Genomic DNA, 15590 nt, shown 5'->3' with positions numbered 1-15590 from the left:
GTTTTCTTTTTCTGTTAGAATTCGCCCCGAACTGGATGACAGGGCGTTAAATCGTGGGACATATATGGTCTGGATTGATTACGCCATCATTGCGGTGATTGGTTTTTCCTGTCTGGTTAGCCTGATCCGTGGCTTTGTTCGTGAAGCGTTATCGCTGGTGACCTGGGGTTGTGCTTTCTTTGTCGCCAGTCATTACTACACTTACCTGTCTGTCTGGTTCACGGGCTTTGAAGATGAACTGGTCCGAAATGGAATCGCCATCGCGGTGCTGTTTATCGCGACGCTGATTGTCGGCGCTATCGTGAATTATGTGATAGGTCAGCTGGTCGAGAAAACCGGTCTGTCAGGAACGGACAGGGTACTCGGGATCTGTTTCGGGGCATTACGAGGCGTGCTGATTGTGGCCGCGATCCTGTTCTTCCTGGATACCTTCACCGGGTTCTCCAAAAGTGAAGACTGGCAGAAATCGCAGCTCATTCCGGAGTTCAGCTTCATCATCAGATGGTTTTTTGACTATCTGCAAAGCTCGTCGAGTTTTTTGCCCAGAGCGTAATCCGTTCTGAGATGTGGCTTAACGAGGAAAAGACGAATGTGCGGTATTGTCGGTATCGCCGGTTTCATGCCGGTAAACCAGTCGATTTATGACGCGTTAACGGTGCTTCAGCACCGTGGGCAGGATGCTGCGGGTATCATCACCATTGATGCAAACAACTGCTTCCGTTTACGTAAGGCGAATGGCCTGGTAAATGATGTGTTTGAAGCCCGCCATATGCAGCGTCTGCAAGGTAATATGGGGATCGGTCACGTTCGTTATCCTACTGCTGGCAGTTCCAGCGCCTCTGAGGCTCAGCCTTTCTACGTCAACTCACCGTATGGCATCACCCTGGCGCATAACGGTAACCTGACCAACGCACATGAGCTGCGTAAAAAGCTGTTCGAAGAGAAACGTCGCCACATTAACACCACCTCTGATTCTGAAATCCTGCTCAATGTGTTCGCCAGCGAGCTGGATAACTTCCGCCACTATCCGCTGGAAGCAGACAACATCTTTGCTGCGATTGCCGCGACAAATCGCCAGATCCGCGGTGCTTACGCCTGCGTGGCGATGATCATCGGTCACGGTATGGTGGCCTTCCGCGATCCAAACGGCATTCGTCCGCTGGTGCTCGGCAAGCGCGACTTCGGCGATGGTCGTACCGAATATATGGTTGCCTCTGAGAGCGTGGCGCTGGACACCCTGGGCTTTGAGTTCCTGCGTGACGTGGCGCCGGGCGAAGCGGTGTACATCACCGAGAAAGGCCAGCTGTTTACCCGCCAGTGTGCCGATAACCCGGTCAGCAACCCGTGCCTGTTTGAATACGTTTACTTCGCCCGCCCGGACTCCTTCATCGACAAGATTTCCGTCTACAGCGCGCGCGTGAACATGGGTACCAAGCTTGGCGAGAAGATTGCCCGCGAGTGGGACGATCTCGATATCGACGTCGTGATTCCTATCCCGGAAACCTCCTGCGATATCGCGCTGGAAATCGCCCGTATTCTCGATAAGCCATACCGTCAGGGCTTCGTGAAGAACCGCTACGTTGGCCGTACCTTTATCATGCCAGGCCAGCAGCTGCGCCGTAAGTCCGTGCGCCGCAAGCTGAACGCCAACCGCGCGGAGTTCCGCGACAAGAACGTGCTGCTGGTGGATGACTCCATCGTGCGCGGCACCACCTCAGAGCAGATTATCGAGATGGCGCGCGAAGCCGGGGCGAAGAAAGTCTACCTGGCTTCCGCGGCTCCAGAGATTCGTTTCCCGAACGTGTACGGGATCGATATGCCAACCGCCAACGAGCTGATTGCTCACGGTCGCGAAGTGGATGAAATTCGCCAGATCATCGGTGCCGATGGCCTGATTTTCCAGGATCTGAACGATCTCATCGACGCGGTGCGCGCCGAGAACCCGGATATTCAGCAGTTTGAATGCTCCGTGTTCAACGGGGTGTATGTCACCAAAGACGTTGACCAGCAGTACCTCGACTATCTGGATTCGCTGCGCAATGACGACGCAAAAGCCGTTCAGCTGCAAAACGATCTCGAAAGTTTAGAGATGCACAACGAAGGGTAATCTTCGGCAGGTGAGGGCGTTCGCCCTCACTTGCAACTCCCTGCAAAATCCTGCACAGTCTGCCCTGAAATCAGTAAGGGCGAAAATCATGAAACGACTCATTGTTGGGCTCAGCGGCGCCAGTGGCGCGATTTACGGCGTACGTCTGTTACAGGTTCTGCGTGACGTGGCGGACGTCGAGACCCATCTGGTCATGAGCCAGGCGGCGCGACAGACCCTCTCTCTGGAGACCGATCTCTCCCTGCGCGATGTGCAGGCCCTGGCGGATGTCGTTCACGATGCCCGGGATATCGCTGCCAGTATCTCTTCCGGCTCGTTTAAAACGGCTGGCATGGTTATCCTTCCCTGTTCGATTAAAACCCTCTCGGGCATTGTGCACAGCTATACCGACACCCTGGTCACCCGCGCGGCGGATGTGGTGCTGAAGGAGCGTCGTCCTCTGGTGCTCTGCGTACGGGAAACGCCGCTGCACCTGGGCCATTTGCGTTTAATGACCCAGGCCGCCGAACTCGGCGCGGTGATCATGCCCCCGGTCCCGGCGTTTTATCATCGCCCGACCTCGCTGGATGACGTGATTAACCAGACCGTTAACCGCGTGCTCGATCAGTTCGACATTGACCTGCCGGCCGATCTCTTCACCCGCTGGCAGGGAGCCTGAATTTGTGCACAAACAGTGTGCATGAAAAAAGACGTTGCCCTGTTTCAGGGCAATTATGCAACGGCGATCATATCCTCGACATTTAATTCGTTTTTTCCCTTTTTCTCTCTCCGGTTCGTTCGGCAGACCTGCTATCTTTCACCATTAAGGCAGTATCGCAACGTTTTATTAACATATTTAACGTCGAAGTTTTAACCAGACGGCAATGTGGCATAAGACCTGCAAGATGAAGCCTGCAACACAACACACAACACAATACATAATAAAATCACGGTACTTGAGGGTAAATGTATGAAGAAGACGGTTCTGGCTCTGTCTTTGCTGGTGGGGTTAAGTGCGGCAGCAGGTAGCTACGCAGCGCTTCCACAGACAGTTCGTATCGGTACAGACGCAACCTACGCGCCATTCTCTTCCAAGGATGCGAAAGGCGATTTTGTGGGGTTTGATATCGATCTGGGTAATGAAATGTGCAAACGCATTGCGGTGAAATGCACATGGGTGGGCAGCGACTTTGACGCGTTAATCCCGTCGCTGAAAGCCAAGAAAATCGACGCCATTATCTCTTCTCTCTCCATCACCGAAAAACGTCAGCAGGAGATTGCCTTCTCAGACAAGCTCTACGCCGCGGATTCTCGCCTGATTGCGCCTAAGGGTTCCCCGATTCAGCCCACCATCGACTCGCTGAAAGGCAAGCATGTGGGTGTGCTGCAGGGGTCGACGCAGGAAGGCTATGCCAATGCTAACTGGCGTGAGAAAGGCGTAGACGTGGTGGCTTATCAGAACCAGGATCTGATTTACTCTGATCTGGCTGCAGGCCGTCTGGATGCGGCATTCCAGGATGAAGTCGCGGCAAGCGAAGGATTCCTGAAACAGCCTGCGGGTAAAGAGTTCGCCTTTGCAGGCCCGTCTGTGAAAGACAAAAAATACTTTGGTGACGGCACCGGTATTGGCCTGCGTAAGGATGATACCGAGCTGAAAGCCGCCTTCGACAAAGCTTTTGCTGAGCTGCGTAAAGACGGTACTTACGACAAACTGGCGAAGAAATACTTCGACTTCAACGTCTACGGTGACTAAGACCTGACGATAACGCACCACAAAGGTGCGTTACGGGTGGGATTGACCCAATGCAGTGCATTTGTTGCACTGTATTGGATCGCTGTGTGCATACTTACGCATTTAAAATGCAAAAATTCCCGGCCGAAAGGCATTAATCTTTGCCTGACTAAGGGGATTAATGGCACATTAGCACCACCCCGTCGTCGTAAAAATCCCGTATGAAGACAGTTTGTTGAGGATAAATATGAAAAAGCTCGTGTTGTCATTATCTCTGGTGCTGGCCTTTTCCAGCGCCACCGCGGCATTCGCAGCCATTCCGCAGAAAATTCGGATTGGTACCGATCCAACCTATGCACCGTTCGAATCAAAGAATTCAAAGGGTGAACTGGTCGGTTTTGACATCGATCTGGCCAATGAGCTGTGCAAACGCATCAAAGTACAGTGTACCTACGTTGAGAACCCGCTGGATGCGCTGATCCCATCTCTGAAAGCAAAAAAAATCGACGTGATTATGTCCTCGCTCTCCATTACCGAAAAACGCCAGCAGGAGATTGCCTTCACCGACAAACTCTACGCGGCCGATTCTCGTCTGGTGGTGGCTAAAGCTTCCGACATTCAGCCAACGCTGGAATCCCTGAAAGGCAAACGCGTCGGCGTGCTGCAGGGCACCACGCAGGAAACCTACGGCAACGAACACTGGGCGCCGAAGGGGATTGAAATCGTCTCCTATCAGGGCCAGGAAAATATCTACGCTGACCTGACGGCAGGCCGAATTGATGCCGCTTTCCAGGATGAAGTCGCCGCGAGCGAAGGCTTCCTGAAAACGCCGGTGGGTAAAGATTACAAGTTTGGCGGCCCGTCCATTAAGGATGTGAAGTTGTTTGGTGTAGGGACCGGTATGGGCCTGCGCAAGGAAGACAACGAATTGCGTGAAGCCCTGAACAAGGCGTTTGCTGAAATGCGCGCGGACGGAACGTACGACAAACTGGCGAAAAAATACTTCGATTTTAATGTTTACGGCGGCTAATCGCCCCGTCATATAACGTGCGGCCCCTCCCGCCGAGGGAGGGGAAAAGACACGGTTCCACCACTCACGATACGACAGGGCTCGCGGTATGCTGTACGGATTTTCTGGCGTTATTTTACAGGGCGCGCTTGTCACCCTTGAGCTGGCTATCAGCTCCGTGGTGCTGGCGGTGCTGATAGGTCTGGCAGGCGCAGGGGCGAAGCTTTCGGCTAACAAACCGCTGGCGCTGATCTTTGAAGGCTACACCACGCTCATTCGCGGCGTTCCCGATCTGGTGCTGATGCTGCTGATCTTTTACGGTCTGCAGATTGCGCTTAACGGCATAACAGACGCGATGGGCATGGGACAAATTGATATCGACCCGATGGTGGCCGGTATTATTACCCTCGGTTTTATCTACGGTGCCTACTTCACTGAAACTTTCCGCGGGGCTTACATGGCCGTGCCGAAAGGTCACATTGAGGCGGCAACCGCATTTGGTTTTACCTCTTCACAAACGTTTCGTCGGATTATGTTCCCCGCCATGATGCGCTATGCGCTGCCTGGCATCGGTAATAACTGGCAGGTCATCCTCAAAGCCACCGCGCTGGTCTCGCTGCTGGGCCTGGAAGACGTGGTGAAAGCCACGCAGCTGGCAGGCAAAAGCACCTGGGAGCCGTTCTACTTTGCGGTGGTCTGTGGCGTTATCTATCTGGTCTTTACGACTGTCTCCAACGGGGTGCTGCTTCTGCTTGAGCGTCGCTATTCCGTGGGTGTGAAGAGGGCTGACCTGTGATTGAGATTATTCAGGAATACTGGAAATCGCTGCTGTGGACAGATGGTTACCGCTTTACCGGCGTGGCGATCACGCTCTGGCTGCTGATCTCCTCGGTGGTGATGGGCGGTATTCTGGCGGTATTTCTTGCCATTGGCCGCGTGTCGAACAATAAATTTATCCAGTTCCCAATCTGGCTGTTTACCTATGTGTTTCGCGGTACGCCGCTGTACGTGCAGCTGCTGGTGTTCTATTCGGGGATGTATACGCTTGAGATCGTCAAAGGCACTGAGATGCTGAACGCGTTCTTCCGTAGCGGTCTGAACTGTACGGTACTGGCATTGACGCTCAACACCTGCGCTTATACCACCGAGATTTTCGCGGGGGCTATTCGCTCCGTCCCTTACGGTGAAATTGAAGCGGCGCGTGCATACGGTTTTTCTTCTGTGAAACTCTACCGTTGCATTATCCTGCCGTCGGCGCTGCGTATCGCGTTACCGGCATACAGTAACGAAGTGATTTTGATGCTGCACTCCACCGCGCTCGCCTTTACCGCGACGGTACCGGACCTGCTCAAAATTGCGCGCGATATTAACTCCGCGACCTATCAGCCGTTTACCGCGTTTGGCATTGCGGCGGTGCTCTACTTAATTATCTCATATGTATTGATTAGCCTGTTCCGTAAGGCTGAAAAACGCTGGTTGCAGCATATAAAACCTTCTTCGACGCACTGAGAAAGATGATGGCTGAGAACAAATTAAACGTAATTGATTTGCACAAACGCTACGGCGAACATGAAGTGCTGAAAGGGGTGTCGCTGCAGGCGAATGCGGGCGACGTGATCAGTATTATCGGCTCATCCGGCTCGGGTAAAAGTACCTTCCTGCGCTGCATCAACTTCCTCGAAAAGCCGAGCGAAGGCTCAATTGTGGTGAGCGGGCAGAATATTAACCTGGTGCGTGACAAAGACGGCCAGCTGAAGGTGGCCGACAAGAACCAGCTGCGCCTGCTGCGTACGCGTCTGACGATGGTGTTCCAGCACTTTAACCTCTGGAGCCATATGACGGTGCTGGAGAACGTGATGGAAGCGCCGGTGCAGGTGCTGGGGCTGAGCAAGCATGAAGCCCGCGAGCGGGCGGTGAAATATCTTGCAAAGGTGGGTATCGACGAGCGCCAGCAGATGAAATACCCGGTGCATCTCTCCGGCGGTCAGCAGCAGCGCGTCTCTATCGCCCGCGCCCTGGCAATGGAACCTGAGGTACTGCTGTTTGACGAACCGACCTCAGCGCTGGACCCGGAACTCGTTGGCGAAGTGCTGCGCATCATGCAGAAGCTGGCCGAAGAGGGCAAAACGATGGTGGTGGTGACGCACGAGATGGGCTTCGCCCGTAACGTCTCGAACCACGTGATTTTCCTGCATCAGGGGAAAATTGAAGAGCAGGGGCACCCGGATGAGGTGCTGGCGAACCCGCAAAGCCCGCGTTTGCAGCAGTTCCTGAAGGGTTCTTTGAAGTAAGTTTTGCCTTTCTCCCTCTCCCTGTGGGAGAGGGCCGCGGTGAGGGCATCAGGCCGCGGTGCAGCCCATCGCCCGGTGGCGCTTCGCTTACCGGGCCTAAACAAACCGTAGGCCGGGCAAACGCCGTGCCGCCCGGCATTCAGAGCGCACCGCACTCCAGCCGATATACCCAGTCGTCATAGCGCACGCCGTCAATCTCATACGCCTTTTCCAGCACCTGGGTACGCACAAATCCGGCTTTCTCCAGCACCCGCACCGACCCGCCGTTGTCCGCCAGCACGTAGGCGTTAATCGCCTTCACGCCGGTCTGGTTAAAGGCGTATTCACACACCGCGCGCAGCGCCTCGCTGGCGATGCCTTTTCCCTGTACGGCAGGCACGACCGTATAGCCGATATCGGCCTCATCATGATTCTCAGGGCTGATTTGCAGGCCGATGTCGCCAAGGGGGGTGTCATCATTACGAAAGCGGATCACAAAAACATGTGCAGCTGTAAGCCGCGCGGCAAACACGCGTCGGGTCTCTTTTTCCGGGGCGATGGCGGCCATATAGCGCATGATGCTGCGATCTTCGCGCAGCGAGCGAAAGAAGGCCCAGTCAGTGGGTTTGAAGGGAGTGAGATGAAGCCGGGGGGTAGTGAGAGTTGCCATTGTTACGCCATTCCGATGGATCAGGCTTATTACCTTAACACCGGAATGGAACTGGCGAACAGATTGGATTTTTGTGATGGGGGGCTAGCGTTTGGTTCTCATGAGCTTCGAACGATCGACATAATTGCCATATTGATCGTAATAGCGGCTGGGCCAGATAGATGCCGCATCTCTTTCTAGTGCCCCCGCGATGATCTGTTCCCCCTTGGGCCATGGCCTGGAGAGCGCGTTTGCAAGCGTAGAAGAACTTAAACCCGCTTGGCGTGAAAGCGCTGCAAGTGACAACTTACGCTTATGGAGCATGGCGATAATATCCGCTGGGTGCATATCCTGATCTCTGTTCATACATTTTCCTTTATATATGATTTTGTTCAAATTGTAGATACGAATACTAAGTAATACTTAGTACATTTTCAATGACGGGATACCAGAATCATGACTCTACTTCCAGATTTTGAAGAGTCATCATGCTTCCCCATCGACTAAAAGCGGCTCGACTGAAAGCCGGACTATCACAGCAAAAACTTGGGATCCTCGCGGGGATTGATGAAGCGACGGCAAGTGCACGTATGAACCAGTATGAGAAGGGGATACACACGCCTGATTTTGCGCTGGCGTGCAAGTTGGCGGAGGTACTGAATATCCCGGCTTGTTATTTTTATACGGTTGAGGATGATTTGGCTGAATATATTGAAAATTATAAAAAAGCCAACGCTTAAATAGTTGGCTTTTATAATTAATTAACGAAGATGATCAAGATAAGGAGAGTGTAACTTTAAAAATATCTCTCGCCAGTTTTGCGGAAGGGTACTATAATCATCCCCCCATTCGTCTTGTATAAAATTATACGCTTTATATGGTTTATCTTTTGATGGTGCATCATAGCCGAGAAGATCTTCTATACAGTTATTAACCATTATTCTACGTTTCTCGCCTGTTTCGGCTAAAATCAATGGGTTCATTAATTCCGCTTTAGGTGTACCTATATCAGAATCATGTAATATGATGTAGTCGATTCCTAATGCATTTAGATATTTTGCCATGGAAATCATAACCGCTTTTCCTCTGGCGCGCAAAATCTCGCAATTTCCTATAGCTATAGATTTTTGTTCAGGTGGGAGTCTCTTAATGGTTTCTCTTAACACAACTTCTTCAGTATCACCTTCGACAAATATACATTTATTTGTGAAAAATATTCTAGCAATGTAATCATCTATCTTCAGAAGCATTTTAAGATTTAATTTTTCATTCTCTTGTAAACTTGTGAATGCTTGTTCAAGATTAAAAGAATGTGTGGATGTAAAATCGTTTTCGCTTACAGAGAATTTAGTGAGGCTTAAGCTAGTATCAGATCCTAAATCTATCATATACGGAGAGTGTGTTGTCGCTACAATTTGACTTTTGCCCGATGCGAATTTGTAAATTGTATCTCTCATCTGACTTGCAGCCGCAGGATGCAAATATATTTCCGGTTCTTCGAAGCATAAAATTGTTGATCTTTGTGATTCTTCATGTGCATTCAAATAATCTTGTATAAATCTAATTAATTGAAAGGCTGTGCATCTAATAATACCATGACCTTGATAGCTTACTGACGTTCTGACATTGCTTTCCATTTCAACATTAAATAATGGTTTAATCACTTTATCTGCATCATCTAAGTTTGCAGTAACATGTATCGATGCATTAGGAAATAAAGAATGTGCCATTGAATTCAGATCTTGTATTAATCGTCCAAAATCTGTTTCCCTGTCTTGTGGATTCATTTCTCTGGCTAGTAAGGAAAGATGTTGCTGAGCTTGAGTGTAGTTATCAGATCTGTTTCTAACACTTTTGAATAGGTCGCCTAAGAGATTTAATAAAGCTCCATTTTGGCTAGTTAATTCAGACATGCAAGATTCTGCTGGGATGATAATTACCTTTGGCAGTTTTGATATTATATTGCCCGGAATCCCACCTGGGTTTTTTACCCAAGTAGCTGCAGAATCTGCAACAACATCCCACAGTTGTGGTAGTTCGTTTGCTTTTTCTTTGTTTGCTTTTGTATTCAGCGATGCTGTTAAATTATCAACACCGAAGTGATCTATTAAAAATTCAATTGTAAAATCCTCGCCCTCAAGTTCTGCAGGAGTTTGCGCTGCAACATACTTTTCACTTCTATTTTTATTTTTCTCCATTATGAAAATTTCAGGTTTTGTGCTTGTAATACTCCACACTTTCCTGTAAACAATTTTATTGTTTGTTTCTCCTGGTAAAGGGTGGTCATTCCTAATAATTCTTCCCTTAAAACCTATCCAAGTTTCCGCTTCATCAGGGATATTATGGTATTCTCCTATTATCTCAATCGTTTCTTGTTTTATGTAATCATCACGTTCTTGATTATAACATTTAGAGTAATCATCTGATGAAGGATTGATGTTTTGATGTAGTAATTGCAATGCCCTAAAAACACTGGACTTACCAGCATTATTGGAACCAATTAAAAACGTTGCATCTCTAAAGTTTATTGTGCAGTCTTTTAACTTTCTAAAGTTTTTTATAGATAAATTATCCAAACGCATTTTAATTTCCTTATAGATTTATTTGTTTCTAGCTAAACAAAATTACTATAAGTCACTAGTTAAAATGCTGTCAGATATCTCATTATTGGTTTTATCCCACCACATCCCCCAGCGCTTCCTCTAAGTCATACCAGCGGAACGCGAACCCGGCCGCTTCCAGCCGTTTGGGCAGCGCCCGTTGCCCGCCTAATACCAGCACCGCGGCTTCACCCATCATCAGGCGGATCACCGTAGCGGGCACCCGCAAAATCGCCGGGCGGTGCAGGGCATGTCCCAGCGCATGGGCAAACTGCTCATTACGCACCGGATACGGCGCAACCATGTTAAACGGCCCGCGCAGATCGTTATCCAGCAGCCAGAGAATACCGTTGACCATATCGTCGATATGGATCCACGCCAGATACTGACGCCCATTACCGATGGGCCCGCCAAGTCCAAGCCGGAAAGGGGGAAGCATTTTCGCCAGAATGCCGCCTTTCGGTGCCAGGACAACGCCGGTCCGCAGCAGGCAGACGCGGGTCCGATCGCTCTGCGCCGCGCAGGCAATTCGCTCCCACTGGGCGCAGAGTTTATGGGTGAACTCGTTATGGGGCGGCTCTTCCTCGGTGACCACCACCTCACCGAGATCGCCGTAGTAGCCCACAGCGGAGCCTGAAATCAGCACCGAAGGCGGGGTGTGGCTGTTGCGGATAAGCTCGACCAGCTTTTCGGTGATGTTCCACCGGCTGCTGCATAACAGCTGTTTTTGCTCTTCCGTCCAGCGCTTATCGGCGATGGGTTCACCCGCGAGGTTAATGACGGCGTCGAAGCCGTCGAGATTTTGCTGATCGGCGAGATTTTTCCAGATGTCGACACCTGCCCCGAGCACCTGGCGTGCCTTCTCAGGGCTGCGCGTGACCACGGTAATGTCGTGATGCAAGGCCTGCAGACGCGCAATAAGGTGACGACCAATGAGGCCTGTACCGCCGGTCAGCAAAATCTTCATACAACCTCCAGGTTTACGCCTGGCGTTTCCAGCTTAGCGTCATAGAGACGGAGTCTGCGTAACGCAGGGCGTGAAGTTTATCGATCTCAACTTCAGCATAAGTGACCCAGTGATGTTCGCGTGCGATATCGAGCACATCCTGAGTTAATTTTTCCAGCAGAGAGAAGCGGTTATTCTCCACGTACTGGATGATATTTTTGGTGATGGTGCGGTAGTTCAGCGCGTCATTGATGTCTTCACTGGCCCGCGCTTTGTCTGCGGGATAGTGAATCACCACGTTAATAACAATATCCTGACGGTTGGCGATCTCTTCCTCTTTGATACCGATGAAGGTACGCAAGCGTAAATTTTTTATACGAATAATGGCGTCTGGCTGTGACATTGCAGGTCTTCTCCGTGTCAGTATTTCCCGCTCATCATACATGAGAGGCTCACAGGCACCCAGCCTCATACCGGGTTAAATTTGCTGGATTTTTTGCATCGCGCGTTCGGTCGCCGGGCGGGTACGGATGCGCTCGAACCAGTTGTTTACCGCCGGGTAAGCGCCTAAGTCAATCCGGTGTTTTTCATGGGTATTCACCCACGGCCAGCAGGCAATGTCGGCAATACTGTAATGATCGCCCCCGAGCCACGGCGTCTTCTCCAGCCGACGGTTCAGAACGCCATAGAGCCGCTGAGTTTCAACCTGATAGCGCTCTATCGCATAAGGAATGGGCTGCGGGGCGTAGGCGGTAAAATGGTGATTTTGCCCAAGCATGGGCCCCAGCCCGCTGGCTTGCCAGAAGAGCCACTGCAGGGTGTGATGACGCTCGCGTAACTCCCCGCTCAGCAGCTTGCCGGTTTTCTCCGCCAGGTAGAGCAGAATTTCACCGGATTCAAACAGGCTCAACGGCCTGCCCCCGTCCGTCGGCTGGTTATCAATAATGGCCGGAATTTTATTGTTCGGCGAAATAGCCAGAAAGAGAGGGCTGAACTGATCGCCTTTGCTGATATCCACGCGAATGATCCTGTAATCCAGTTCGGCCTCCTCGAGAAAAAGGGTGATCTTGTGGCCGTTTGGGGTAGGGGCATAATAAAGGTCGATCATTCTCAACTCCTGTCCATGCGAAGAGTGGTGCCATATCAAATGAGTATAGGTGGTTGTTGTAAATCGTGAGTTTTCATCAAGTGACAGCGAGGCAAAGAGATTATATGTTGAGTCAAAACCCGATCAGCCAATGAGGATGTTATGAACCAGCCCGTAATCACGTTGTGGTCCGATGCGAATTTCTTTTCTCCCTATGTCATGAGCGTATACGTTGCGCTGGCCGAAAAAGGACTCACTTTTACGCTGAAGACCGTTGATCTTGACGGTGGTGAACATCTTAAACCGCAGTGGCAGGGATACGACCTGACCCGACGCGTGCCGGTGCTGGAAATAGAGGGTTTTGCCCTGAGCGAATCGTCGGCGATCGATGAATATCTGGAAGATCGGTTTTCGCCGCCAGAGTGGGAGCGGATCTATCCTCACGATCTGCAAAAGCGCGCCCGGGCGCGGCAGATTCAGGCGTGGCTGCGCAGCGATCTGGTGCCGATTCGCGTGGAACGCCCGACGGATGTCGTGTTTGCCGGGGTAAAAAAGCCCGCCCTGAGCGCAGAAGGCCAGGAAAGCGCCCAAAAACTGATTGATACCGCCACCTTACTGCTCGCTCATGGCAACCCGAACCTGTTCGGTGAGTGGTGTATCGCTGACGCCGATCTGGCGTTAATGCTAAACCGTTTGATCCTCAACGGTGATGCGGTACCGCAGCTGCTGGTCGATTATGCCGCGTTTCAGTGGCAGCGAGCCTCCGTACAGCGCTATGTGGCACTCTCCGCTAAGCATGCGGGCTGATAAGCCCTGACGCTTCAGGTATGATGGGGGCAGTTTGTTTTCCCGAGGAGTGACTGATGAAACTGATGTTTGCGTCGGATATCCATGGATCGCTGCCCGCGACCGAGCGTGTCCTCTCCCTGTTTGCACAAAGCGGCGCGCAGTGGCTGATTATTCTGGGCGATGTGCTTAATCACGGCCCGCGCAATGCGCTGCCGGAAGGCTACGCCCCTGCGCAGGTGGCTGAAAAACTGAACGCATATGCCTCGCGCATTATCGCCGTTCGCGGCAACTGCGACAGCGAAGTGGACCAGATGCTGCTGCATTTTCCCCTCACCGCGCCGTGGCAGCAGGTGCTGCTGGAACACAGCCGCCTGTTCCTGACGCATGGCCATCTTTTTGGCCCGGATAATCTCCCGGCGCTCGCGGCTGGCGATGTCCTGGTTTACGGTCATACTCATATTCCGGTTGCTGAAAAACGCGGTGATACTTATCACTTTAATCCGGGGTCGGTCAGCATACCGAAAGGTGGATATCCTGCGAGTTATGGCATGCTGGAGGGAAATACCCTGAGCGTTATCGCACTTAATGATCAGCAAGTTATTGCGCAGGTAACGATTAATCCGTAAGTTACACCTCAACTGCAAACGCGCCGACAGAGCGCTTAGACGAGAAGGTTTCCCGATGGTGGAGCAGAGTCATTTGGCAAGTACAGAGTGGGTTGACATTGTCAACGAAGAGAATGAAGTGATCGCGCAGGCCAGCCGCGAACAAATGCGTGCGGAGCGCCTGCGTCACCGTGCGACATATATCGTTGTCCATGACGGTATGGGTAAAATTCTGGTTCAGCGCCGCACGGACACCAAAGATTTTCTCCCGGGTATGCTGGATGCCACTGCAGGCGGCGTTGTTCAGGCGGATGAGGTGCTGCTGGATTCCGCGCGTCGTGAAGCGGAAGAAGAGTTAGGTATTGCCGGTGTGCCGTTTGCCGAACATGGTCAGTTCTACTTCGAGGATGAGCATTGCCGCGTCTGGGGCGGGCTGTTCAGCTGCGTTTCTCATGGCCCGTTCGCCCTGCAGGAAGAAGAAGTCAGCGAAGTAAACTGGATGACGCCGGAAGAGATTACCGCGCGTTGCGACGAGTTTACGCCGGATTCGTTAAAAGCGCTGGCGCTCTGGATGAGCCGTAACGCCAATAACGAATCGACCAAATCCGAGAAAGAGGAAGAGGCCGAGTAAGCGCTAGCAACTCTCCCTCAGACACAGACTGGACGCGATGGGTTTTTGGTCGCGCCAGTCTCCGCCATTCAGACGCTCCAGTAACGCTTTTCCGGCTTCAATCCCAATCTTACGATGCGGTACCGCCATGGTGGTCAGCGGCGGCTGGCAGACCCGGCTGACGTCGCTATCCCCAAAACCCACTATCGCCAGATCGTCCGGTACCTTGATGCGCCTGCGCTGGCATTCGTACAGCGCCCCGCAGGCCAGTTCGTCAGAAACGCACACCAGCGCATCCAGCTCCGGCCAGGCCAGCAGGAATTCAGGCAGTTGCGCCGCACCGGTCGAGAAACTCGGCGACATGGCCGCGTTAATGACCCGGTTTGGCGACATGTGGTGGCGCAGCATGGCTTTGTACCAGCCCTGCAGATGCTGCTGGAAAATCCACTGTTCCTGGTTGGCGCACAGCAGGCCAATATTCTGATAGCCGCGCTTAATGACCATTTCCGTGAGTTCATACATGGCCGCCACGTTATCAATCCCGATGTTCATATCGATCGGGTCGGCGCGCATGGCTCCCATCTCCATCACCGGAATGGAGGCATTCTTCAGACAGTGACGAACGGTGTCGGTATGTTCAACGCTGAGCAGGATAGCGGCGGCGATATTTGACGCCAGCAGCGTCTCCAGCAACTTCTCTTCCTGCTCAAGGCGGTGCTGGGATTCAGCCAGCATGATTTGATATCCGGCGGGCTGCAGCACCTGCTGTAGCCCGGCGAACATCTCCGAGCAGCCTGCTTCGGAGAGGTTAGGCACCACCATGGCTATGGTCCATGAGGAGGCCGAGGCCAGCGCGCTGGCGGCAAGATTGGGCATATAACCCAGCTCCTGCACCGCGGCTTCAATTTTTTCTCGTAGTTTATCGGAAACCTGTTCAGGCGTGCGGAGTGCACGGGACACGGTCATCGTGCCCACACCGGCAAGCTGTGCGACATCGGCGAGTGTCACTTTACCAGTACTGCGCCGTTTTCGGGTTAGAGACATACACCTTCCTGCTGACCAGACGCGTTCGTTTTCCTTCATTTCACGTGACACGCAGTATACGCCTTAAATCCCTTTTTTTGCTGTGATTTCACGCCAGGATGGTAATTTGATAGCGCTATCACACTTCTGAATGTTAGATCTTGGTAGCGCTATCTTTGTGATA

19 protein-coding genes are annotated in these 15590 nt (G+C 51.9%); 12 read left to right on the top strand and 7 right to left on the bottom strand.

Annotated features, from left to right (window positions below; translation table 11 throughout):
• The first annotated feature begins 64 nt into the window (after positions 1–64).
• From cvpA to hisP, 8 genes are all read left to right on the top strand, one after another.
• Positions 65–553, top strand: a complete 489-nt coding sequence (gene cvpA / locus EKN83_RS01890) for a colicin V production protein (protein ID WP_000262116.1) — start codon at positions 65–67, stop codon at positions 551–553.
• A 36-nt stretch (positions 554–589) separates the two neighbouring features.
• A complete protein-coding gene (purF, locus tag EKN83_RS01885; RefSeq protein ID WP_126800228.1) occupies positions 590–2107 on the top strand; it encodes an amidophosphoribosyltransferase in 1518 nt (505 codons plus the stop codon).
• 88 nt (positions 2108–2195) lie between these two features.
• A complete protein-coding gene (locus EKN83_RS01880; protein ID WP_025757161.1) occupies positions 2196–2765 on the top strand; it encodes a UbiX family flavin prenyltransferase in 570 nt (189 codons plus the stop codon).
• A 291-nt stretch (positions 2766–3056) separates the two neighbouring features.
• Complete coding sequence (gene argT / locus EKN83_RS01875; RefSeq protein WP_025757162.1) at positions 3057–3839, top strand: lysine/arginine/ornithine ABC transporter substrate-binding protein ArgT; 783 nt, start codon at positions 3057–3059, stop codon at positions 3837–3839.
• Positions 3840–4065: 226 nt separating this feature from the next.
• Positions 4066–4848 (top strand): histidine ABC transporter substrate-binding protein HisJ, encoded by a 783-nt coding sequence (gene hisJ / locus EKN83_RS01870; RefSeq protein WP_064672894.1) that lies wholly within the window; start codon positions 4066–4068, stop codon positions 4846–4848.
• 88 nt (positions 4849–4936) lie between these two features.
• Positions 4937–5623 (top strand): histidine ABC transporter permease HisQ, encoded by a 687-nt coding sequence (locus tag EKN83_RS01865; RefSeq protein ID WP_008502591.1) that lies wholly within the window; start codon positions 4937–4939, stop codon positions 5621–5623.
• Positions 5620–6336: an ABC transporter permease gene (locus EKN83_RS01860; protein WP_008502590.1), complete on the top strand. Its 717-nt coding sequence runs from the start codon at positions 5620–5622 to the stop codon at positions 6334–6336. Before EKN83_RS01865 ends, EKN83_RS01860 begins: the two co-directional genes overlap by 4 nt.
• 8 nt (positions 6337–6344) lie before the next feature.
• The gene (gene hisP / locus EKN83_RS01855; protein ID WP_014832781.1) at positions 6345–7118 is read left to right on the top strand and encodes a histidine ABC transporter ATP-binding protein HisP; all 774 of its coding nucleotides are present in this window, start codon (positions 6345–6347) and stop codon (positions 7116–7118) included.
• Positions 7119–7257: 139 nt separating this feature from the next.
• On the opposite strand, the gene EKN83_RS01850 is transcribed toward hisP, so the two are convergent.
• Complete coding sequence (locus EKN83_RS01850) at positions 7258–7767, bottom strand: GNAT family N-acetyltransferase (protein WP_126800227.1); 510 nt, start codon at positions 7765–7767, stop codon at positions 7258–7260.
• Positions 7768–7851: 84 nt separating this feature from the next.
• Positions 7852–8112, bottom strand: coding sequence for a helix-turn-helix domain-containing protein (locus EKN83_RS01845; protein ID WP_126800226.1), 261 nt, complete (start codon positions 8110–8112; stop codon positions 7852–7854).
• A 122-nt stretch (positions 8113–8234) separates the two neighbouring features.
• Here EKN83_RS01845 and EKN83_RS01840 point away from each other — a divergent pair, with 122 nt between their 5' ends.
• Entirely contained in the window at positions 8235–8486 is a 252-nt protein-coding gene (locus EKN83_RS01840; protein ID WP_126800225.1) for a helix-turn-helix transcriptional regulator, read from the top strand.
• Positions 8487–8507: 21 nt separating this feature from the next.
• On the opposite strand, the gene EKN83_RS01835 is transcribed toward EKN83_RS01840, so the two are convergent.
• The 4 genes from EKN83_RS01835 to yfcG all read right to left on the bottom strand — a co-directional run bounded on the left by EKN83_RS01835 (position 8508) and on the right by yfcG (position 12400).
• Positions 8508–10328, bottom strand: a complete 1821-nt coding sequence (locus EKN83_RS01835; RefSeq protein WP_126800224.1) for an ATP-dependent nuclease — start codon at positions 10326–10328, stop codon at positions 8508–8510.
• Positions 10329–10419: 91 nt separating this feature from the next.
• Positions 10420–11313, bottom strand: a complete 894-nt coding sequence (locus tag EKN83_RS01830) for a TIGR01777 family oxidoreductase (RefSeq protein WP_126800223.1) — start codon at positions 11311–11313, stop codon at positions 10420–10422.
• A gap of 13 nt (positions 11314–11326) precedes the next feature.
• Positions 11327–11695 (bottom strand): dihydroneopterin triphosphate 2'-epimerase, encoded by a 369-nt coding sequence (folX, locus tag EKN83_RS01825; protein WP_025757165.1) that lies wholly within the window; start codon positions 11693–11695, stop codon positions 11327–11329.
• Between the two features lie 75 nt (positions 11696–11770).
• Positions 11771–12400: a GSH-dependent disulfide bond oxidoreductase gene (gene yfcG, locus EKN83_RS01820; RefSeq protein WP_047959154.1), complete on the bottom strand. Its 630-nt coding sequence runs from the start codon at positions 12398–12400 to the stop codon at positions 11771–11773.
• 141 nt (positions 12401–12541) lie between these two features.
• On the opposite strand from yfcG, the gene yfcF reads away from it, so the two are divergent.
• From yfcF to yfcD, 3 genes are read left to right on the top strand one after another with little or no spacing between them, the layout of a single operon-like run.
• Positions 12542–13186 (top strand): glutathione transferase, encoded by a 645-nt coding sequence (yfcF, locus tag EKN83_RS01815; RefSeq protein WP_025757167.1) that lies wholly within the window; start codon positions 12542–12544, stop codon positions 13184–13186.
• Between the two features lie 56 nt (positions 13187–13242).
• Positions 13243–13794 carry a phosphodiesterase gene (gene yfcE / locus EKN83_RS01810; protein WP_047959153.1) on the top strand — a complete coding sequence of 184 codons (552 nt, stop codon included), beginning with the start codon at positions 13243–13245 and terminating at the stop codon, positions 13792–13794.
• A gap of 55 nt (positions 13795–13849) precedes the next feature.
• Complete coding sequence (yfcD, locus tag EKN83_RS01805; RefSeq protein ID WP_025757169.1) at positions 13850–14404, top strand: NUDIX hydrolase YfcD; 555 nt, start codon at positions 13850–13852, stop codon at positions 14402–14404.
• Between the two features lie 3 nt (positions 14405–14407).
• Here yfcD and EKN83_RS01800 read toward each other — a convergent pair whose 3' ends face one another.
• Entirely contained in the window at positions 14408–15427 is a 1020-nt protein-coding gene (locus tag EKN83_RS01800) for a LacI family DNA-binding transcriptional regulator (protein ID WP_126800222.1), read from the bottom strand.
• Positions 15428–15590: the final 163 nt, after the last annotated feature.

The sequence above is a fragment of the Enterobacter sp. WCHEn090032 genome (genome assembly GCF_003986875.1).
Classification (GTDB): domain Bacteria; phylum Pseudomonadota; class Gammaproteobacteria; order Enterobacterales; family Enterobacteriaceae; genus Enterobacter; species Enterobacter sichuanensis.
Note: the sequence above shows the minus strand (reverse complement) of the source record. Positions and strands in the feature narration are given on the sequence as shown.